General features: G+C 64.7%; 16 protein-coding genes and 3 tRNA genes. 7 read left to right on the forward strand and 12 right to left on the reverse strand.

Annotation, left to right across the window (positions count from 1 at the left end):
• The first annotated feature begins 274 nt into the window (after positions 1-274).
• Positions 275-2,320 carry a cation:proton antiporter gene (locus tag C2L80_RS01310; protein WP_103262465.1) on the forward strand — a complete coding sequence of 682 codons (2,046 nt, stop codon included), beginning with the start codon at positions 275-277 and terminating at the stop codon, positions 2,318-2,320.
• A gap of 127 nt (positions 2,321-2,447) precedes the next feature.
• Here C2L80_RS01310 and argS read toward each other — a convergent pair whose 3' ends face one another.
• A complete protein-coding gene (argS, locus tag C2L80_RS01315; RefSeq protein WP_103262466.1) occupies positions 2,448-4,175 on the reverse strand; it encodes an arginine--tRNA ligase in 1,728 nt (575 codons plus the stop codon).
• A 221-nt stretch (positions 4,176-4,396) separates the two neighbouring features.
• Here argS and C2L80_RS01320 point away from each other — a divergent pair, with 221 nt between their 5' ends.
• On the forward strand, positions 4,397-4,879 hold the full coding sequence (locus C2L80_RS01320) for a GNAT family N-acetyltransferase (RefSeq protein WP_103262467.1): 483 nt from the start codon (positions 4,397-4,399) through the stop codon (positions 4,877-4,879).
• A 138-nt stretch (positions 4,880-5,017) separates the two neighbouring features.
• On the opposite strand, the gene C2L80_RS01325 is transcribed toward C2L80_RS01320, so the two are convergent.
• The 4 genes from C2L80_RS01325 to arcA form a co-directional block, all read right to left on the reverse strand.
• Positions 5,018-6,628, reverse strand: a complete 1,611-nt coding sequence (locus C2L80_RS01325; RefSeq protein ID WP_103262468.1) for a YfcC family protein — start codon at positions 6,626-6,628, stop codon at positions 5,018-5,020.
• Positions 6,629-6,831: 203 nt separating this feature from the next.
• Entirely contained in the window at positions 6,832-7,782 is a 951-nt protein-coding gene (gene arcC / locus C2L80_RS01330; protein ID WP_103262469.1) for a carbamate kinase, read from the reverse strand.
• Positions 7,783-7,803: 21 nt separating this feature from the next.
• Positions 7,804-8,799 (reverse strand): ornithine carbamoyltransferase, encoded by a 996-nt coding sequence (gene argF / locus C2L80_RS01335; protein ID WP_092196965.1) that lies wholly within the window; start codon positions 8,797-8,799, stop codon positions 7,804-7,806.
• Positions 8,800-8,934: 135 nt separating this feature from the next.
• A complete protein-coding gene (arcA, locus tag C2L80_RS01340; RefSeq protein ID WP_087196539.1) occupies positions 8,935-10,152 on the reverse strand; it encodes an arginine deiminase in 1,218 nt (405 codons plus the stop codon).
• A gap of 546 nt (positions 10,153-10,698) precedes the next feature.
• Between arcA and C2L80_RS01345 the strand changes: the two genes are divergently transcribed.
• Both C2L80_RS01345 and C2L80_RS01350 read left to right on the forward strand, forming a co-directional pair.
• Positions 10,699-10,774 (forward strand) — tRNA-Arg (locus tag C2L80_RS01345).
• A 272-nt stretch (positions 10,775-11,046) separates the two neighbouring features.
• Positions 11,047-11,289, forward strand: coding sequence for a glutaredoxin family protein (locus C2L80_RS01350; RefSeq protein ID WP_087196537.1), 243 nt, complete (start codon positions 11,047-11,049; stop codon positions 11,287-11,289).
• A gap of 466 nt (positions 11,290-11,755) precedes the next feature.
• Here C2L80_RS01350 and C2L80_RS01355 read toward each other — a convergent pair.
• The 4 genes from C2L80_RS01355 to murI all read right to left on the reverse strand — a co-directional run bounded on the left by C2L80_RS01355 (position 11,756) and on the right by murI (position 14,154).
• Positions 11,756-11,829, reverse strand: a tRNA-Gly gene (locus C2L80_RS01355).
• A 464-nt stretch (positions 11,830-12,293) separates the two neighbouring features.
• A tRNA-Pro gene (locus C2L80_RS01360) sits at positions 12,294-12,370 on the reverse strand.
• 203 nt (positions 12,371-12,573) lie between these two features.
• Positions 12,574-13,179, reverse strand: a complete 606-nt coding sequence (gene rdgB / locus C2L80_RS01365) for an RdgB/HAM1 family non-canonical purine NTP pyrophosphatase (RefSeq protein ID WP_087196535.1) — start codon at positions 13,177-13,179, stop codon at positions 12,574-12,576.
• Positions 13,180-13,266: 87 nt separating this feature from the next.
• A complete protein-coding gene (gene murI, locus C2L80_RS01370) occupies positions 13,267-14,154 on the reverse strand; it encodes a glutamate racemase (RefSeq protein WP_224758907.1) in 888 nt (295 codons plus the stop codon).
• Positions 14,155-14,327: 173 nt separating this feature from the next.
• On the opposite strand from murI, the gene C2L80_RS01375 reads away from it, so the two are divergent.
• From C2L80_RS01375 to C2L80_RS01385, 3 genes are all read left to right on the forward strand, one after another.
• Positions 14,328-14,942, forward strand: coding sequence for a flavodoxin family protein (locus C2L80_RS01375; protein WP_087196531.1), 615 nt, complete (start codon positions 14,328-14,330; stop codon positions 14,940-14,942).
• A gap of 2 nt (positions 14,943-14,944) precedes the next feature.
• Positions 14,945-15,427, forward strand: coding sequence for a Cys-tRNA(Pro) deacylase (gene ybaK / locus C2L80_RS01380; protein WP_087196529.1), 483 nt, complete (start codon positions 14,945-14,947; stop codon positions 15,425-15,427).
• 137 nt (positions 15,428-15,564) lie between these two features.
• Complete coding sequence (locus C2L80_RS01385) at positions 15,565-16,665, forward strand: hypothetical protein (RefSeq protein WP_087196527.1); 1,101 nt, start codon at positions 15,565-15,567, stop codon at positions 16,663-16,665.
• A gap of 118 nt (positions 16,666-16,783) precedes the next feature.
• Here the strand turns inward: C2L80_RS01385 and C2L80_RS01390 are convergent, their stop codons facing one another.
• From C2L80_RS01390 to relB, 3 genes are all read right to left on the reverse strand, one after another.
• Positions 16,784-18,295 (reverse strand): L,D-transpeptidase family protein, encoded by a 1,512-nt coding sequence (locus tag C2L80_RS01390; RefSeq protein ID WP_087196602.1) that lies wholly within the window; start codon positions 18,293-18,295, stop codon positions 16,784-16,786.
• A gap of 639 nt (positions 18,296-18,934) precedes the next feature.
• A complete protein-coding gene (locus C2L80_RS01395) occupies positions 18,935-19,204 on the reverse strand; it encodes a type II toxin-antitoxin system RelE family toxin (RefSeq protein ID WP_087196525.1) in 270 nt (89 codons plus the stop codon).
• Entirely contained in the window at positions 19,201-19,425 is a 225-nt protein-coding gene (relB, locus tag C2L80_RS01400) for a type II toxin-antitoxin system RelB family antitoxin (RefSeq protein ID WP_087196524.1), read from the reverse strand. The genes C2L80_RS01395 and relB overlap by 4 nt, the downstream gene beginning before the upstream one ends.
• Positions 19,426-19,483: the final 58 nt, after the last annotated feature.

Consider the following 19,483-nt stretch of genomic DNA (forward strand, 5'->3'; position numbering starts at 1 on the left):
GCCGACGTTGAGCGCGCCCCTTCGACCGATGCCGGCCTCTCGCTGAGAATCGCCCTCAAGCGCCGCGATGCGCCCGTTCCTCCGAACACGCCCTCTTGCACTCGAACGCGCCTCTTCGAAACCGCGCGTTCCTGCAAACGCGCTATGAAGGACCCCCTGCCCCGCCCAAGGGAGAAAACGTTCCTCCGACTTCTTCGACAGACACTCCGAACGAGCGGAGAGAATCGGCTACAATAAGGGCCGATCACGCACGAAACCGAGAGGAGAACGACCTTTGGAAGCGCTCATGCTCGCTCTGCTCATGCTGGCCGCCGTCCTGCTTTCCTCCGTCATCGACCAGCTCGTTCCCAAGGTGTCCTCCCCGCTCATACAGATCGTCCTCGGCTTGGGCATCGCGCTTCTCGCGCAGCGCCAGATCAGCATTCAGCTCGACCCGGAGCTGTTCCTCGTGCTGTTCATCGCGCCGCTTCTGTTCGACGAGGCGAAAAACGTCGACAAGGCGGCGCTGTGGAGAAACCGCAGACCGGTGCTCTCGCTTGCGGTCGTGCTCGCCATCGTCACGGCGCTCATCATCGGCTTCGCCGTAAGCTGGGTGATCCCGGCCATCGGTCTGGCCACCGCCATCGCCTTGGGCGCAGCGCTCGGCCCCACCGACGCCGTCGCCGTGGCCTCGCTGTCGAAAGAGACCGACCTCTCGCCTCGTGCGAAAAGCATCCTCGAGGGAGAATCGCTCATCAACGACGCCTCGGGCATCGTGGCGTTCCAGTTCGCGCTCACTGCAGCCATCACCAGCTCGTTCTCTCTCGCCGATGCGGCTGCGGACTTTTTGTTCAGCTTCTTCGGAGGCATCCTCATCGGACTCGTCTTGGGTTATCTGGGCAACTTCCTCGTGCGCAAGGTGCGCTCATGGGGCTTGGAGAACACGACGTTCCACGTGCTGTTCGAGCTGTTCACCCCCTTCATCGTGTACCTTGCCGCCAATGCGGTCGGCGCGAGCGGCATCCTCGCCGTCGTGGCCGCAGGCTTGGTGAACGTCATCTCCCCCCGCGCCGTCGGCCCGTCCATCTCGCGCATGAACATCGTGTCGGCAAGCGTGTGGCGCGTCGTGTCGTTCGCGCTCAACGGAGTGGTGTTCGTACTGCTCGGCACGCAGCTGCCGCGCGCCATGCAGCGCACATGGGAGGACACGAGCTTCGACAACGGCTTCCTCATCGGAGTCATCTTGCTGATCACGGCGATCTACCTGGCCGTGCGCTTCCTGTGGCTGCTCGGGGTCGAGCGGGTCCACGGACGCTCGAGCGCGAAGGGAGAGCGTCCGAGCTGGCTTGCGGATGCGCGCTCGGCGCTGACGATGGCGCTCGCCGGCCCGAAAGGAACCATCACGCTCGCCGTCATGTTCACCATCCCTCTGTATCTGCCCACCGATGCGGGAACGGTGACCCCTTTCCCCCAACGCGACCTCGTCATCTTCCTCGCATGCGGCGTCATCGTGGTCACGCTGCTTTTGGCCACGTTCATCGTGCCCCTTCTGGCTCCGAAAAAGGGCACCACCGACGAGGACCTGCGCTGCGACGAGACGGCCGTGAGCCTGGAGATACTGCGCTCCGTCATCGGGGAGCTCTCCTCGCGGCAGACGCCCGAGACGCGCGCAGCCACGCAGCTCGTGCTGCGCTCCTACAACCAGCGCATCGCGCGCATCAAAAGCACGAACGACATCGAAGATGAGCCGAACACGGCGCTTCGCCTGCAAGCCTTGCGCTGGGAGCAAGATTTCGTCGAAAAGCTCATCGAGAGCGAGGATGTCCACCCCGTCGCCGGATACCGCCATCTCAACCGCCTCAACCACATCGAGAACATGCTGCTGCATCACCACGGACGCTGGTCGCTGCAGAGCTTCTTGCTGAGGCTGCGCGCGCTCGTGCGCGCAGGATGGCATCTCCTCGCACCCGGCCTTCCCGGCAAAGGCACGACCGAGCGAACGCAAGCCGCCCGCGACCTGCAGATCCGCTGCGCTGATCGCGTCTCCGAACAGCTGAGCGCGCTTTTGGCCTCCCCGCAGGACGACTTCCCCACCGAGGACGTGAGCGCGCTTCTTCTGGAGTACCAGCGGACGGCCCGCAATCTTCGCAAGACGAACCCCTCCATCACGGCGATCACCACCACGGCCGACAAAGCGGTGGAGATCGAGCGGCTCGGTCTGCGCCTCGAATTGGAGCAGATACAGGCACGCTACGAGGAAGGCGACCTGTGCCGCTCGTCGTACAAACGCCTCCGCGAGAACGTCTTCCTCATGCAGGTCGACCTCGAGGACAACGTGTAGACAGCGGCGACGTAGCGTGACAGGCGTGACAGGGCCCTGCCGCCCCGTCGCCTTCGCCGCCACTGCCACGCTTCTGGCAAAAAAAGGCCGCCCCGAGGGCGGCCTTCTCGTCGCATGCGACAGGACGTTACATCTTCGCAGGCGCGCTCACTCCCAAAAGGCCCAGGGTCGTGGCCAGCACGATGCGGGCGGCGTCCACAAGCGCGAGGCGCGCATCGCGCAGCGCCGCCTCTTCGCCGATGACGTGGCAGTTCGTGTAGAACGAATGGAACAGCGCGGCAAGGTCCTGCGCGTAGTGCGTCAGGCGGAACGCCGCGCGGTCGCGGGCGGCCTGGGCCACGAGCGGGCCGAAGTCGTCCATCTTGCGCATGAGCGCAAGCTCGCTCTCGTGCGCAAGCGGCGCGAGGTCCACGTCGGCCGGGATGACCTTCGCAGCCAGCTCGTCCATCGACAGCTCGCCGGATTCGGCAGCCGCGGCATCGGCCTCGGACGCGGCCTTGCGCAGGATCGAGCAGATGCGCGCGTGCGCGTACTGCACGTAGTACACCGGGTTCGACGCGTCCTTCTTCTTCGCCACCTCGATGTCGAAGTCGATGGGCTGGTCGGAGGACTTCGCCAGCATGAGGTAGCGGGTCGCGTCCACGCCCACCTCGTCGATGAGCTCCTCGAACGTGATCATCTCGCCCGTGCGCTTGGACATGCGCACGGCCTCGCCGTCGCGAAACAGGTTCACCAGCTGGCCGAGCATGATCTCAAGCGCGCCGGGCCAACCCCAGGCGGCCAGCATGGCCTCGCAGCGGGCGATGTAGCCGTGGTGGTCGGCGCCCCAGATGTTGATGAGGTGGTCGAAACCGCGCTCCATCTTGTTGTAGTGATACGCCACGTCGCTCATGAAGTACGTCATCTCGCCGTTGGCCTTGATGAGCACGCGGTCCTTCTCGTCGCCGAACGCGCTCGACTTGAACCAGGTGGCGCCGTCCTCGACGTAGATGTAGCCCTTCTCGTCCATGGCCGCAAGGCTGCGGTCGACGGCGCTCTCGCCGTTCTCGTCGGGCTCGTAGAGGCTGCGCTCGCTGAACCAGCAGTCGAACGTCGTGCCGAAGCGCTCGGTCACGCGATGCTGCTCGGCCAGCTCGTAGGCGTAGGCGCGCTCGCGGAAGTTCTCCATGCGCTCGGTCGGGTCGGCATCGAGCCACTTGTCGCCGTCTTCGTCGATGATGGCCTGAGCGATGTCCTTCACGTACGCGCCGGCATAGCAGGCTTCGGGCATCTCCACGTCGCGGCCGAGCAGCTGCTGGTAGCGCACGGCCACCGACTCGCCGAAGTTGTCCATCTGGGTGCCGTGATCGTTGATGTAGAACTCCTCGTACACGTCGTAGCCGGCATGGCGCATGACGCGCGCCGTGGCGTCGCCGAGCGCGGCCCAGCGGCCATGGCCCACGTGCATGGGGCCGGTGGGGTTGGCCGAGATGTACTCGAGGTTGATCTTGCGCTCGCCCTCGGGGATCTCGCCCTTGCCGAAGTCGCCCTTCTCGGCGCGGACGGCGGCCACCACGCTTTGGAGCGCCGTAGGCTTCAAGCGGATGTTGATGAAGCCGGGGCCCGCGATCTCAACCGACTGGACAAGGTCGTTCTCAGGCAGGTGGTCGACGATGATCTGGGCGATCTCGCGCGGGTTCTTCTTGGCGAGCTTCGCCGAGCGCAAAGCGACGGTGGACGCCCAGTCTCCGTTGCCCTCGTCGCGCGGACGCTCGAGGGCCGCCTGCGGCGTCTCGTCGAGCGAAAGCGCCCCATCCTCGCGCGCGGCCGCCACGGCCGCGTCGATCAGCTGTTCAAGTTGTTCGCGAATTTGCATTGCGCATCTTCCTATCCGGCAAGCTTCGTGCGATTCCCTACAGATTTTAAAATTCTACCATCTTTTCGCCCCTGTGGAGCGACGATGCGGCCCAAACCGGCTGCACACGGACCCGTTATGCAGAAAACGTCCACACGACCTCGCAAAAGAGGATGACCGTTGCGCGTTTTCATGGTATCGTTGCCCTCTCAGGCAGCGACGGAAAAGAAAGGCGGCAGACCATGGCGGTGCGCATCGAACGCGGCAACTTCGAAGACGCGCGGCTCGTGCGCGAACGCGTGTTCGTAGAGGAGCAGGGGTTCGAGAACGAGTTCGACGAAACCGACGCCGACCCCTCGACCATCCATCTGACGCTGTACGCAGACGGACGCCTCGCGGGCTGCGCGCGAACGTTTCCCGACCCCGACGATTCGAACGTGGAGGGCTCGACCGCTCCCCTCGCTGCGGCGCAGGACGGTGCAGACGCACGCGCATGCTGGGTGTTCGGCCGGCTGGCCGTGCTGCCCGAAGCGCGCCGCGACGGATTCGGCACGCTTCTTCTGGCCGAGGCCGAGCGCGTCGCCCGCGAGAGAGGTGCCGCCTCGATGCGCTTGCACGCACAGTGCCGCGCCGCCGGTTTCTACGAACGCGCAGGCTACGAGCAGTACGGCCCCGTGGAGCTCGACGAGCACGTCGAGCACGTGTGGATGCGCAAGCCCCTCTGACGGCGGCGAAGCGCCGCGCGACTTCGTCGACTCTGCGCCAACGCAAGAAGGGCTCTGCCGCAAGCAGAGCCCTTCTCTCTTGAGCGCGCCTTTGCGCGTGCGCGCCGCTACCCCGACCCGCACGCAAGGAGGACGCGGCTATCCGGCGGTTCCCGGAACGAGGATCATCGCCGCCGTCAAGATGACCATGCACACAACGCCCAAAATGACGAACAGCTTGGCGCCGAACTTCAGCCACGTGGAGTACTCCACCTTCGCCAGCGCCAACCCGCCCATGATGGCGCCGCTCGTCGGGGTGAACAGGTTCACCAAGCCGCTGCCGGCGCTGAACACCATGATCATAACATCGGGCGAGAAGCCGAGCGAGTCGGCCAGCGGGCCCATGATGGGCATGGACACCGTGGCCATGCCGGACGACGACGGGATGAGGAACGACAGCACGATGTAGAGCAAGAAGGACATCGGCGCGAACACGACTGCGGACAGGCCCCTGAGCGCGTTCGCGGCGTTCTCGAGAATCCATAGATCGAGCCCCGTCTCGCCCATGAGCACCGTGATGGAGCGCGCCATGGCGATGATCAGCACGACGCTCATCATGTCGGAGGCGCCGTTGACGAACGCCTTGACGAAACGACCTTCAGACACGCCTCCGATGATCCCGATGATGATGGCCATCAGCAAAAACCACGTGGACGCCTCGTCGAAGTACCACGATCCGAGCGGCACGTCGGTCAGAAACGCCGACCAGCCGCTGGACACCTGCTCCTCGGCGGTGACGGTGCCGGACACCTCGCCGTCGAACGCGAGATCGCTGCCCTCGGCGTCAGCCCACACCGCGGAAACGTCCTCGCCGGACACCTGCTCGGTGACTTCCTCGGTGACCGCACCCGCGTCGAACACGCTCACGCCGAAGTCGTTCCACGGGATGAACCCGACGATCATGACCACGAACGTCAGGGCAAACACCGAAAGCGCCGCCTTCTGACGGCCCGTCATGAGCTTTTCGTCCGGATGGGCCTCGGCGGCCTCGGCCTCCTGGCGATCCTTGCCGAACTCGGCCTCCATGGTCTGACGCTCCTGCAGCGACAGGATGGTCGACCCTTTGTCAGCCTTGACCTTTTTCGCATAGCGCATGACGAACACGATGGAGATGGCCAACGACACGAGCCACAGGATGACGCCGAGCAGAATGATGACGCCCTGGTTGACCTCGATCCCCGACGTGCTCAGCGAGTCCACGGCAGCACCGACGGCAAACGGGTTCACCGTCGATCCAAGCACGCCGCAGCCGGCGCCCAGCAAAACGACGGACGCGCCGACCACGCTGTCGAAACCTGCCGCGACCATCGTCGCCGCGAGCAGCAGGTAGAACGGAACCGTCTCCTCGAGCATGCCGTACGTCGTGCCGCCGATGGAGAAGATGAACATCAGAATGGGAATGAGCACGAGTTCGTTGCCCTTGAGCTTCTTCACCAACGCGGCAATGCCGGCATCAAGCGCTCCCGTCTCGGCGACGATACCCAAAAAGCCGCCTAGGATCAGAACGAACAAGCATACAGGCAACGCGTCGGTGAAGCCTTTGACGGGAGCCGTCGCCACGTTGGCCACCGTCGCGCCCGTGACGCCCTCCACGCCTGCCAGCGACATCGCCACCGTCACCAAAGCCAGCGCGATCAGGATGATCAGCAGGATGGTGAACGACGATATGGATCGCTTCTTCTTGCTTTTTTGCTTTGCATTCTCGGTCATACGAACCTCCCCCTTTCAGGGAGTCGAGGTGAATATGATTGGCGAACGAGAATTTGCAACACGGATCGACGGAAGCATAACCGCGCGATCCGCGATAACCCTGAATGGAGCGGCGACGCCTGCCGAAGCAGGTGCCGCCGCTCGCTGGACAACTCCGAGGCGCCGATCTTGCAGCGGCCGGCGCCCCGAGCCGGCAAAGGCGGCTAGGCCGTGATCACCGTGCCCGTCTCGCCGCGCAGGCCGGCCGCGGCGCGCTCGAGGGAGGTGATGAGGGCGCGGCCCCCGGGGTAGGCCTCGACGTAGTCGATGCACGCCTCCACCTTGGGCAGCATGCTTCCGGGGGCGAACTGGCCCTCCTCGATGTAGGCGCGGGCCTGGGCGACGTCCATCTCGTCGATCTCGGCCTGCTCGGGCGTGTTGAAGTTCACGCACACCTTCTCCACCGCCGTGAGGATGACGAGCATGTCGGCGCCGAGCTCGCGGGCGAGAAGCGCGCTCGAGCGGTCCTTGTCGATGACCGCGGGCACGCCCGCGTAGCCGCCCTCCTCGAACACCGGCACCCCGCCGCCGCCCGTGGAGACGACGACGTAGCCGGCGTCCACGAGGTCGCTGATGGCGTCGAACTCGACGACGCGCACCGGCTTCGGGGAGGCGACGACCTGCCTCCAGCCCCGGCCCGCGTCCTCCTTGTACGTCCAGCCCGTCTCGGCCGCCTTGGCCCTGGCCTCCTCCTCGGTGAGGAAGGCGCCGACCGGCTTGGTGGGGTTCTCGAAGGCCGGGTCGGCCGGGTCGACCACCGTCTGGGTCACGACGCACGCCGTGGAGCGGCCGATGCCGCGGGCCTTGAGCTCGTTGAGGATCGCCTGGGAGAGCTGGTAGCCGATGTAGCCCTGGCTCATGGCGCCGGCCTCGGGGAAGGGCATCTCGGGGGTCTTGCCGTCGTTGGCGCTCGCGTAGGCGAACGCGTTGTTGATCATGCCGACCTGCGGGCCGTTGCCGTGGGAGACCACGACGTTCACGCCGTCCTCGACCATGTCGACGATGTGGGCGGCCGTGTCCTTCACCAGCTCCAGCTGCTCCTGGGGCGTGTTGCCGAGGGCGTTGCCGCCGAGCGCGATGACGACGGTCTTGCCCTCGCCTCTCTGATAGGGCATAGTAATTCACCTGGTCTTTCTTTAGGAAAGCGTGGCGTACATGACGGCCTTGATGGTGTGCATGCGGTTCTCGGCCTCGTCGAACACCTTGGACTGCTTGGACTCGAACACCTCGTCCTCGACCTCCATCTCCGTGACGCCGAAGCGCTCGGCGATGTCGGCGCCGATGGTGGTGTTGGTGTCGTGGAACGACGGCAGGCAGTGCAGGAAGATGGCGGAGGGGTCGGCCATGGCCATGACCTCCTTCGTCACGCGGTACGGCTCGAGCAGACGGATGCGCTCGGCCCAGACCTCGTCGGGCTCGCCCATGGACACCCACACGTCGGCGTAGATGACGTGAGCGCCCGTGCAGGCATCCTTGATGTCCTCGGTCAGCTTGACCGTGGAGCCGTTCTCGGCGGCGATGGCCTCGCAGGTCTTCACGAGCTCGGCGTCGGGCATGTTCTCCTTGGGGCCGCAGGCGACGAAGTTCACGCCCAGCTTCGAGCACACCACCATGAGGGAGCGCGCCACGTTGTTGGCCGCGTCGCCCATGAACACGAACGTCTTGCCCTTGATGTCGTAGTTGAAGTTCTCCTGCATCGTGAGGATGTCGGCGAGCATCTGAGTGGGATGCCACTCGGTGGTCAGGCCGTTCCACACCGGCACGCCGGCGTTGGCGGCCAGCTCCTCGACGTCGGTCTGGGCGAAGCCGCGGAACTCGATGCCGTCGTAGAAGCGGCCGAGCACGCGCGCCGTGTCCTCGATGGACTCCTTCTTGCCCATCTGGGAGCTGCCGGGATCGAGGTAGGTCACGCCCATGCCGAGGTCCATGGCGCCGACCTCGAACGCGCAGCGGGTGCGGGTGGACGTCTTCTGGAACAGGAGGACGATGTTCTTGCCCTCGAGGTAGCGGTGCGGGGTGCCCGTCAGCTTCAGGTTCTTGAATTCGCGAGACAACTTCAAGAGGTACTCGATCTCCTCGGTGGTGAAGTCGAGGAGCCTCAGGAAGTGGCGACCGCTCAGGCTAGTAGGCATGATTCGTTCCTTTCGTCGTGCGTGTCCAACAACAAACGGTATCGACGGGCCGCGCCAAGTATTCAGCCCGCCTCTTTTCGGCACCGGAGCCGACAGGCGGCCCCGGCGACCGGAAAAGACATAAAGGCTCTCGGGCTAGTCCTCGCGCCAGATGGGCATGCTCATGCAGCGCGGGCCGCCGCGGCCGCGGGAGAGCTCGGCCGAGGGGATCTCGATGACGTTGATGCCCTTCTCCTTGAGCAGGGCGTTCGTCACGTCGTTGCGCTCGTACACCACCACGGTGCCCGGAGCGATGCACAGCGTGTTCGAGCCGTCGTTCCATTGCTCGCGCTCGGCCGCGATGCGGTCGCCGCCGCCGCAGGGGATGAGCTCCACCGGGCGACCGACGTACTTCTCGAGGATGTCCTCGAGCTTGCCGCTCATCTCGCGCACCTTGATCCCCGCGCCCTCGGGCGTGATCTCGAACACCGTGAGCGGCCCCATGATGCCGGGGTGGATGGTGAACTTGTCCACGTCGATCTGCGTGAACACCGTGTCGAGGTGCATCATGGCGCGGTTGTTGGGGATGTTGAACGCCAGGATGGTGTCCACGGGGGACGTCTCGTCGTTGAAGATGTTGTGGGCGATCTCGTCGATGGCGTCGGGCTCGGTGCGCTGCGAGATGCCGATGGCCAGCACGTGCTCGTTGATGTTGAGGATGTCGCCGCCCTCGATGTGGAACGCGCTGTAGCGGCTGTAGTACTGCGGGACGTCCTTGAAGTCGGGATGGTGCGTGAAGATGTACTCGGCGAAGATCGTCTCGCGGTTGCGCGTGACCGAGTACATGCGGTTGATGGACACGCCGTTGCCGATCATCGCGAACGGGTCGCGGGTGAAGTAGAGGTTCGGCATGGGGGCGATGACCATCTTGGAGGCCTCGGAGACGAGGTCCACGAGCGAGTTCGACTTGTCCGTGTGCAGCTCGGTGAGGTTGATGCCCTCCATCGTCTTGAGCACGAGGTCGAAGTTGTCGGGATAGTTGTCGTTGAGGTAGTCGTAGATGATCTTCTGGTAGCGCTCGGTGCGGATGCCCGCCTCCTCGATGAACTGCTTGAGGAACTTCTCGCGCAGCTCGGGGTTCTGGTCGAGCACCTCGGCCATGAGCCGCTCGAGGTAGACGACCTCCACGCCGTTGTCGCGAAGGGCCTGGGCGAAGGCGTCGTGCTCCTCCTGGGCCACCTTCAGAAACGGGATGTCGTCGAACAGAAGCTCCTCGAGCGTGTTCGGCGTCAGGTTCAGAAGCTCTCGGCCCGGGCGGTGCAACAACACTTTTTTCAAGGGCTTGATCTCGCTCTTGACGTTCACACCAGCCATAGCAACCCTCCTTCTTCTTCGGTTTTATGCATTTTCCAGATTTTCGACCATCGGAACAGCCCGTTGCGCACCGGACGTCCGGTTGACAGGGTCAAAATCTCACGGTTCCGGTCAAATTGCAACCACAAAAACGAAACAAAACCGCCCCTCAGGGATTACCGCGTGTTTTTTCGGCGAACGGTTCACTTGCACCCTCTACTTCTTCATCATTTCTTCAAATTTGCTCTTGCATGGTGGAGTGAATCTGTAAGGATTCAGGAGCATTCGAAGCGTCTTCGCGAGGCGATCAGACCCCTCCGCACCGCAAAATCGACCGTTCGAAATGCATAAATATTCAGAAACATGCAATTTCGATGCAAACGCCGCGCCGCAAGGGGGCAACCGGAAGGAGGATGCGCGGCCCTTACTGGGATCTCCTCTCGTCGATTTCTTCAAAATACCTGATGGATATACCTATTGACCCGCTCCCCCGCCACCTCGGAACCCTAGCGCATCCAAAAGCCCTTCCGGAGAATTTTGCGGTATAATACCGATGTTGGTCAAAACGCGCCCATGGCTCAATGGATAGAGCAACGGACTTCTAATCCGTCGGTTGCAGGTTCGAGTCCTGCTGGGCGCGCCATTGAAGCCTCGTCGCCCCGCTTGATCGGGGCGACCTTTTGAAAAAACCGAACATTATTCCATAACATCATTTCACTTGCAATATCTTTTTGCGATCCCTTCCAAGCAAACGAAGTGCGAACCTGTTCGCTCCCTATCCTTCTGATCGAATGGCAACCGATTGGCAACGGTGCGTTTACGATGTAGAGGAAGTATGCCGAAATGCCATATCATAGGATGCTCTATCGATAAAAGCTCATTCGTTCGCCGATCGAGCATCGAGAGGAGCCTTGCATGCCTTATCTGGAGAACCATACGCTTTACTACAAGAAGTCCTGCCCCTTCTGCCAGAAGGTTCTGCGCTTCATGGACGAGCACAAGATAACCATGGACACGCGCGACACCCTGCAGCCCGGCAATCAGAACGACCTCATCCATATCGGAGGTAAGAAGCAAGTGCCGTGCCTGGTCATCGGCGGCAAGGCTCTGTACGAATCAGACGACATCGTCGCCTACCTGCGAAAGGCGAGCGCCTGAAAACACAGGAGCCTCTCTTTCCGGAATGCCCCGGCCCGCACGGTCGGGGCATTCTGCGTTCAAGGGATGAAACGACCGCGACCTCCGGCGCGGCTTTGCCCGTCGGCGCTCGGACGCGTCGGAATCAGGCAGCGGCACAAGGCTTCGAAAGATCGACGAGCGTCGGAGAGGGATGAGGGTTGGGAAGCGCGCCGAAGCGGCAAACCCTTTCCCGCTGGCCTCCAAAGCATGTACCGCGCTTCAAAGCAGACGGCTTCCAAGCCGAAGAAGCAAGATGACGGGGCGCCGGATGGATGCGGCTCGGAAGTGACCTGGGGGCTCTATGCGGTGGTCGAACACCGTTGGCAATAATCGGGCGCCCGCGCTTTCTGGCCTGCAATCCACGGTTCCTCGCGAAAGACGAAAATCGCAGGAGGAAACAAAAAACCGGGTCGGAAAGCACGCTTCCAGCCCGGTACTTGTCTGATGGAGCGGGTGACGGGAATCGAACCCGCGTCATGAGCTTGGAAGGCTCAGGTTCTGCCATTGAACTACACCCGCATGACGCGTCGGCTATTGTACCGCAACATCGGCCATCGCGCGCAAGATTCCCCGGGAGTTTCCACCAGATTCCGCATAAACTCGACGGAGGGGCCGGTGACGTCCGCACCGAAGGCCGTCATGCCGACGACCGCCCTTCCATTCCGAGCACATCACCACCGGTATCCCGACAAACTCCCGCTCGAAAGCCCTGCCGCTTCAAGGGAATCGATGCACGCCGCCACGCGCGCGTCGGCAGCGCAAGAGGGAAAGGGGCTGCAAGCCCGCGAAAGAATCCTGATCGCCCCCGGCAAAGGACGCCGCAGCCCACCGAGCTGAAGATGCTGAAACGATGCGAAGCAGTGCGCATGCTCGCACCGCCTTTCACACGCTTCCCCGAGCATGCGGCAAAGAGGGAGGCTCTCAGTCTCGGAGCATCCATGCGACGGGGAAGGGCCGCAGCCCTTCCCCGAAAGAGTCCGCACTGGTCGGGACGACAGGATTCGAACCTGCGACATCCTGCTCCCAAAGCAGGCGCGCTACCAGACTGCGCCACGTCCCGACGAAAACGGCAGGTGCCAGTATAGCAGAAGATCGACAGCGCGGGCTCGACGAAGCGCAGGTCGCCTCACGGCGCACGAGCGCCCGCATCGCGCACCGCGAGGACGAAGGAGCCGTCCGCGCGCCGCGCCTGTCGAAAGACGCGCAGGGCGCGGCGTTTCCGCAGATGAAGCACGTCAATTGCAGATCAGGCCGCAGCGCCCCCTACGCGCCCTCTTCGATCCGCGCGCGCAGGGCGCGCAGGGCGTTTCCCCTATGCGACACGGCGTTCTTCTCCTGCGGCAGAGCCTCGGCGAGCGTGCGCTCGCCGCCGAACACGTCGGGCAGGAACAAAGGATCGTAGCCGAAGCCGTGCTCGCCGCGCTCGGCATGCCCGATGCGCCCCTCGACGACGCCGTGGGCAACCTCTTCGGATCCGTCCTCGTCTATGAACACGAGCGTGCACATGAAGCGCGCCGTGCGCTGCGCGTCGGGCACGTCGGCGAGCTCATCGAGCAGCTTCGCGTTGTTGGCGGCGTCGGTGGCGTCCTCGCCCGCGTAGCGCGCCGAGCGCACGCCGGGCGCACCATCGAGCGCGTCCACGACCAAGCCCGAGTCGTCGGCGAGCACCGCCCTGCCGCCGCTCGCCTCGCGCGCAGCCCGCGCCTTGATGCGGGCGTTGCCCTCGAACGTGTCGGCATCCTCTTCCGGATCGGAGGCGATCCCCAGATCGCGCAGCGTACAAAACTCCCAACCGGGAAAATCCAGCGCTTCGGCGATCTCGCGCGCCTTGTGCGCGTTGTTGCTGGCGATGACGACGGTCTTTCTCATATCCTCCCTCTCCCTTCACGTATCAGCGCCGCGCTTCGACGCCGCAAGCGGCCCGCACCCGTCCAAGCTGCGGACAGACGGGCGCGCTCACGCTTCGAAGTCCACGCGCGCGACCGAGTCGATGGGCGCGTTGAACACGCGGCCACCGAACCGTCCGAACTCCTCCACATCGTCTCCCGTCGTGTAGAACTCGTAGCGCGGCACGTGCCCGACACGGGCGCACGCCCCGCGTTCGCGCAGGATGGCGGCCACGTCGCGCGCCGTCTCCTTCCCCGACGATATGAGCGTCACCTCGCGGCCCACGACGCCTCCGATGAGCGCTTTGAGCAAGGGGAAGTGGGTGCACCCCAGCACGAGCGCGTCGATGCCGCAACGGCGCAGGGGCTCAAGGTACTCGCGCGCGATCTCCTCGAACTCGGGACGGATGTACACCTTCGACGCGAGCGAGGTGAAATCCTCCACCGGGCCCTCGGCCATCCGCACGCCCTGCTCGGCGATCTCCACGAACCGCGGCGTGGCCGTCGAGAACACGGTGATGCCCGGATCGATGGCGCGGATGGCGTTCGTGTACGCGCCGGACTCCACCGTCGCCTTCGTGGCGATGACGCCCACCCGATTGTTCTTCGTGGCCCTCGCCGCCGCGCGGGCGCCCGGCTCCACGACCCCCACCACCGGCACGGGGAAAACACGCCGAGCGTGCGCAAGGCCCGCCGCCGTGGCCGTGTTGCACGCGATGACGACGAGCTTCACGCCGCGCTTGACGAGCCAGCCGCCGATCTGCTGCACGAAACCGTCCACTTCCTCGAGGGGGCGAGGGCCGTACGGGCAGCGCGCCGAGTCACCCACGTAGACGATGGACTCCTCCGGAAGGGCCTTCGCGATCTCGCGGGCCACGGTGAGCCCTCCGAAACCGGAATCGAACACGCCGATGGGCGCGTCGTCCCCGCCTGGGAAGGAGCCGGTCGCTGTTTGCATCTTGTCCATGGGGACAGTATAGCGCAGGGCCTGTTCGTTGTTTGCAAACCGTCACGCCGAGCCATAGTATCTGCTAATCTGTCGGCAGCAGTCAGACGAGAGGAGCCGGTGCGCCCAAGGCGGGACGTGCGCAGGGCGCATGGGCCGCAGACGGCCGCGGAAAAGGAGCTGTCATGAAGGTTTTGCTCATCAACGGAAGCCCGAACGAGGGGCGCTGCACGCGCACGGCGCTCGACGAGGTGGCGGGGGCTCTCGCAGCCGAAGGTGTGGAGACCGAGATCGCCTGGATCGGCCGCGAACCCGTGCGGGGCTGCCTGGGCTGTGGCGGCTGCGCCAAGCGGGCAGACGCGCGCTGCGTTTTCGACGACGACGTCGTGAACGGCCTCATCGCCAAAGCGACCGAGGCAGATGGCCTCGTGGTGGGCACGCCTGTGTTCTACGCCGGAGCGAACGGGGCGCTCCTCGCCGTGCTCGACCGGATGTTCTACGCGGCGTCGGCACGGCTGCGCTTCAAGCCGGCGGCGGCCGTGGCCTCCGCGCGGCGCGCGGGCACGACGCCGGCCATCGACCAGATCAACAAGTACTTCCAGATCAACTGCATGCCCGTCGCCTCGTCCACCTACTGGCCCATGGTGCACGGCCAAAGCATCGAGGAGGTGCGCCAAGACGGCGAGGGGCTGCACACCATGCGCGTCCTTGGCCGCAACCTCGCCTGGCTCCTGCGCGCCGTCGAGCGCGAACCCGCGCCCGAGGTGGAACCGAAGGTCAGGACGAACTTCATCCGCTGACCATGGCCAAAGAACAGCACAAGACCAACGCTATGCGCACCCTCGATGCGACGGGGGCGCGCTACGAGGCGCGGTTCTTCGACTGCCCCGAAGCGCTTTCAGGCGTCGAGGTGGCGCGACGGCTCGGGATCGACGAGGACCGCGTGTTCAAGACGCTCGTCACCGAGGGACGCTCGGGCGCGCACTACGTGTTCATGATACCCGTCGCCTGCGAGCTCGACCTCAAGAAGGCGGCCGCGGCCGCAGGCGAGAAAGCCGTCGCGATGGTGCGTTCGCGCGACCTTCTGCCGCTCACCGGCTACGTGCACGGAGGCTGCTCGCCCATCGGGATGAAGCGCCTCTTCCCCACCGCCATCGACGAGACGTGCGACCTCCATGAGCGCATCGCGTTCTCGGGAGGGCGCATCGGATGCCAGATCGAGATGGCGCCCGACGACCTCGCCCGCGTCATCCCGCTTTCGCGCGCCGATCTGATCGTGCTGTAGGAGCGCTGTAGGAGCCTCGGTCCGAGAGCCTCGATCCGGGAGCTTCAACGGCCCGCCTTCCGAAGCAGCCCGCCCGAAACGACGGAAAGGCGTGGTAGGATAGGCGAGACGACCAAACGATGCCGAGGAGGATCCTCATGCAAGCGTGCAACCTCTTCATCAGCGTGCCCTTCTCCGTTCGCGCCGCCGACGAGCCGTTCGGCGACCCAGTGCGGCGAAACGCGTCTCCCGCCCTCAAACGCGCTTACGTCGAAGCGGTCGTACGCGAGATGGAAGGGTTCTCCGAAGACGCCGAGGAGCTGGCCATCGAGAGCGTCACGCTGGGAACCGGGCCGACGAACGCCCTGTCTGCCGCCGACCTCCACCTCATGCTCGCATCCGCCAAGCGGCTGTTTTCCATCGCCCCCGAAACGCCCGTCTACGCGGCTTTCGACCCTGGGCTCTTGCCTGCCGCCAGCCTCGACGAGCTGCGCTCGCTCGGCGATCCACGGCCCGACTTCCGCTACCTCACGTCCGATCCGAACGAATCCGAAGCGCTCGGCCGGCCCGATGCGGAAGCCGAGATGAGGGAATCGGACGCCCTCCTGGAGCGCGTAGGCGTGCGCGCGATCGGCATGCAGGTGGCCGTGGGGATCGCCGGCCAGACGAAGGACAGCCTGACGCGAACTCTATGCGACATGCGAAGGCCGTGCGTCGAGCGCGTCGAGCTCGTCCCCCTGCGCCCCGAAAGCCCGCTCGCGCTGCCCGACGACGACGCGGCCGCCCTGCTGCGGCACGCGGACGAATGGCTTTCCGAGCACGGGTTCGCGCCGTCAGGCCCCTTGCGGTTCGCCCGCGGCGAAGACAACCCCTACTTCGGCGACCGGTTCGCGCCCGTTCTCACCTTGGCGGATCGGGAGACGCTCTCGCTCGGCCCAGGAACCGCCTCGTCCGTCGGCGGCCTCGCCTGGTCGAACACCGACGATTTCGCCCTGTACCTAAAGCGAAGCGCCGACGAGACGGCCATCACCGAACGCGTCTCGGCCATCGACGAGGAAACCCTCGCCCTGCGCGCCCGTCTCAACGCCCTGCATCGCGGCGAGCCGATCGCCTACGATCCCGCTGTGCACGCTCCGCTCATCGACGAAGGGCTGTTGCGCTTTGCCGGCTCGGAAGGACGGGAGGCCGTCGAGCTCTCCGACAAGGGACGGCTTCGCTATCTCGCGGTGTTCAAGCGGCTGGGCGCAACTTCGTCCTGAATCGCCCTCGCAATATCGAACGGCAGCGCACTGCGAAGAACCCCTCCCCGCGATAACGGAGAGGGGTTCTTCCAGACGAGGGAAAAGCGCATCATCCGTCCGATTGCGGCACGGCGCCCTACCAGTGGCAGACCACCACGTCGCCTCCCTGGATGAGGCCGTAGAGCTCGCCCGCCTTCGACGGCGGCAGGTTCACGCAGCCATGGCTGCCGAAGCCCTCCTTGTACAGCGTGCCTCCGAAGTCCGGCTGCCAGTCGGCGTCGTGCAGCCCGATGGCATTGCCGACGAACGGCATCCAGTACTGCACCTCTGTCTCGTAGATCTTCGTGTTGCCGTCGTAGCCGACAAGAGTCGAAGGGCTTTGCTTCTGGTTGAGCCAGTACACGCCGCTCGGCGTGTCGTGCTCTCCGTTGGGCGTGCCCGTCACGCAGGCGGACTCCCAAACGAGCGCGCCCGCTTCGTCGTAGAAGCGCACGTACTGCTCGGACAGGTCGATGTCGAGGTAGCGGCTGCCCCAGTCGCGCGCGCCCGCTCCGTTGTAAGCGGTTCCGGTGGTCGAGCAGGGGACGTCCACCGTGCCCGTGCGGCCCGACTTCACGCCCTCCTTCACGATGCCGAGCAGCGTGTCGCGATCGACCGACCAACCGTACACGCCCCCCGACACCGTGACCGCCTTGCCGTCCGCGCGGGTGTAGGAGCGCTCGGTGCCCACGGTGCTGCATTGGGCGGCAAGCTCGTCAACCCAAGCGGTCAGCGCCCCTTCGTCGAGCACGGCGTTGAGGTCGCCGTCCAAGCTCACCCACTGCGCCACGAGCTCGGCGTTCACCTCGCCCACCGTCGTGCCCGCCATCTGCAGCACGAGATCGGCTCCGATCATGGTGTTCGCTTCGTCGACCGCCGCGGCGAGCCGTGTATCCGATTCGAAGATAGAGGGCTGAAGCAGATGGCCTTCCGTGAGCGTCACCTGCTCGTCGAGGGCCCCCAGCGCGCTGTCGGCAGCCTCCACCACGGCATCGGCGTCGAGCGCGGTGCCGATCTGCTCGGGCACGATGGAGAACGAACCCGCGGCCTCGTCGTAGGAGACGGTGGCGTTCTCCGGAGCGACAGCCGACGCGTTGAACTGCCCCACCGCATCGCGGACGGCCTCTTCGAGCCCCGTTTCGTTGTAGCGGGCCACGAGCCGATCCGTCTCGTCGTGCTCGCGCCCCAGTTCAAAAGGCCACGCCCACGGGTTCATATCGGCCAGCATGTCGCCCACCACGGCAGATCCGTCGAAGAACATGCCCGCATCGGAGGCGGAAAGGGACAGCTCGAAGCCCTGCCCCTCGATCGAAAGCTCGTAGCCGTCGATCACCTCGGCGAGCCGCTCCTGCGCCTCCGAAGAGGACATGAGCGACACGTCGACGTCGCCGACAGTGGAGTTCGGCATGAAGCGCCCGGTGAAGTACACGGCCACGCCCACGTACGCAACGAGAAGAAGGGCGACCAGCACGCCCACGCCGATGCCAACCGCTTTGAGCGGACGGCGCTTCGAACCAGACGAAGGAGCCTGCGCCACGTCGACCGGCCTCACAGGGCCGCCGGACGCGAACGCCCTTTCGGGAACGTAGCGCACAGGACGGGTCCCCATCTGCGATTTTTGCGGCATGGCGCTTGCCGGACGCACAGGTCGGGGCATCGCCGTCGTCGCATCGGGCGAACGACGGGCAGAAGACGCGGATTCGCCGCTCGGAACGGCGTTGCCCGACGCAGGCCCGTTCGCAGCATGGCGGCCGCTGCGGTTGTTCTCGGATGTGTTCTCGCTCATAACCACTCTCAGACACTCGGATCGTGCGCCAATTGTACCAAGGGGCGCAAGTTTCCTCGGTAACAAAACGACCCCGAAGCGCGCGATGCGGCGAACTTCGCAAATTCGACACGGAGAGCGCACGGAGCATGCGCATTTCCCTCTTATCGAAGACGGGCGGGGCGCACGATGCGCCGGCGAGCGTCCCGACGTCCGAAGCGCACTTTCAAGCTGCGCCGCCCCGTTCACAAAAGACAGACGCCTTCGCAAAGAAAACGCCGCTTCGATCCTGCGTCCCGCAGGATCGAAGCGGCGTGCTTGCCGTTGGCAGAGATTGGCGCGAAAAAGGTCGAACACCCATACGAAAGGTGTTCGACCAATTCTCCTGTGGTGGAGGCGCGAAGAATCGAATGTTGAGCCACGGGCGTTTGAGCAGGGGAAACGCACCTCCATTGGTTAATTATTGGCTACGATCCCCCGAGCTCAACGGTCGTACACGCTGCGCCTGTGCCCGATTTCGACGGCGAGCACGATGAGCTCGTCGTCGCGTATCTCGCACAGCACGCGGTAATCCCCCACGCGGTACCTCCATTGCCCCGACCTGTTCGCGGTGAGGCATTTGCCGTGGGCGCGGGGGTCTTCGCACCCGTCCACGTTCTTCGCCATCCACGCGACGATCATCCTCGCGACGCCCGGATCGAGCTTCGCGAGCTGCCTGTCGGCCCTCTTGGAGTAGCCGAGCCTCCACGTCATAGGTACCTCTTCGCGATCTCGGAAGCCGGTATGATCACGGGGTCGGCGTCGAACTCGGCCTTGGCTTCGCTCCAAGCCCTCAAGTCGAGCTCGTCTTCGATGCGCTCGAGAGCGGTGCGGCGCATGAAGTCGGACGCGGTCGTTCCGAACGCCTTGGCGTAGTCCAGGATCAACGCCTTCTCGCAATCGTCCATGCGGACGGTCATCGTCGCGCTTGCCATGTCGCTCCTCCTTCCGGTCATCATGATAGAACACATTGTAACACAGATGGCGGCATGT

Origin of the sequence: Rubneribacter badeniensis, from assembly GCF_002899695.1 — a bacterium.
Taxonomy (GTDB): domain Bacteria; phylum Actinomycetota; class Coriobacteriia; order Coriobacteriales; family Eggerthellaceae; genus Rubneribacter; species Rubneribacter badeniensis.

Bases quoted from the DNA above. Each gene is read 5' to 3' on its own strand.
- arcC (WP_103262469.1), bottom strand. From the start codon at position 7,782: ATGCCCTATCAGAGAGGCGAGGGCAAGACCGTCGTCATCGCGCTCGGC.
- relB (WP_087196524.1), bottom strand. From the start codon at position 19,425: ATGGCAAGCGCGACGATGACCGTCCGCATGGACGATTGCGAGAAGGCG.
- C2L80_RS01395 (WP_087196525.1), bottom strand. From the start codon at position 19,204: ATGACGTGGAGGCTCGGCTACTCCAAGAGGGCCGACAGGCAGCTCGCG.
- murI (WP_224758907.1), bottom strand. From the start codon at position 14,154: ATGCAAACAGCGACCGGCTCCTTCCCAGGCGGGGACGACGCGCCCATC.
- C2L80_RS01325 (WP_103262468.1), bottom strand. From the start codon at position 6,628: ATGACCGAGAATGCAAAGCAAAAAAGCAAGAAGAAGCGATCCATATCG.
- C2L80_RS01375 (WP_087196531.1), top strand. From the start codon at position 14,328: ATGAAGGTTTTGCTCATCAACGGAAGCCCGAACGAGGGGCGCTGCACG.
- ybaK (WP_087196529.1), top strand. From the start codon at position 14,945: ATGGCCAAAGAACAGCACAAGACCAACGCTATGCGCACCCTCGATGCG.
- argF (WP_092196965.1), bottom strand. From the start codon at position 8,799: ATGCCTACTAGCCTGAGCGGTCGCCACTTCCTGAGGCTCCTCGACTTC.
- C2L80_RS01390 (WP_087196602.1), bottom strand. From the start codon at position 18,295: ATGGGGACCCGTCCTGTGCGCTACGTTCCCGAAAGGGCGTTCGCGTCC.
- rdgB (WP_087196535.1), bottom strand. From the start codon at position 13,179: ATGAGAAAGACCGTCGTCATCGCCAGCAACAACGCGCACAAGGCGCGC.
- arcA (WP_087196539.1), bottom strand. From the start codon at position 10,152: ATGGCTGGTGTGAACGTCAAGAGCGAGATCAAGCCCTTGAAAAAAGTG.
- C2L80_RS01350 (WP_087196537.1), top strand. From the start codon at position 11,047: ATGCCTTATCTGGAGAACCATACGCTTTACTACAAGAAGTCCTGCCCC.
- C2L80_RS01385 (WP_087196527.1), top strand. From the start codon at position 15,565: ATGCAAGCGTGCAACCTCTTCATCAGCGTGCCCTTCTCCGTTCGCGCC.
- C2L80_RS01320 (WP_103262467.1), top strand. From the start codon at position 4,397: ATGGCGGTGCGCATCGAACGCGGCAACTTCGAAGACGCGCGGCTCGTG.
- argS (WP_103262466.1), bottom strand. From the start codon at position 4,175: ATGCAAATTCGCGAACAACTTGAACAGCTGATCGACGCGGCCGTGGCG.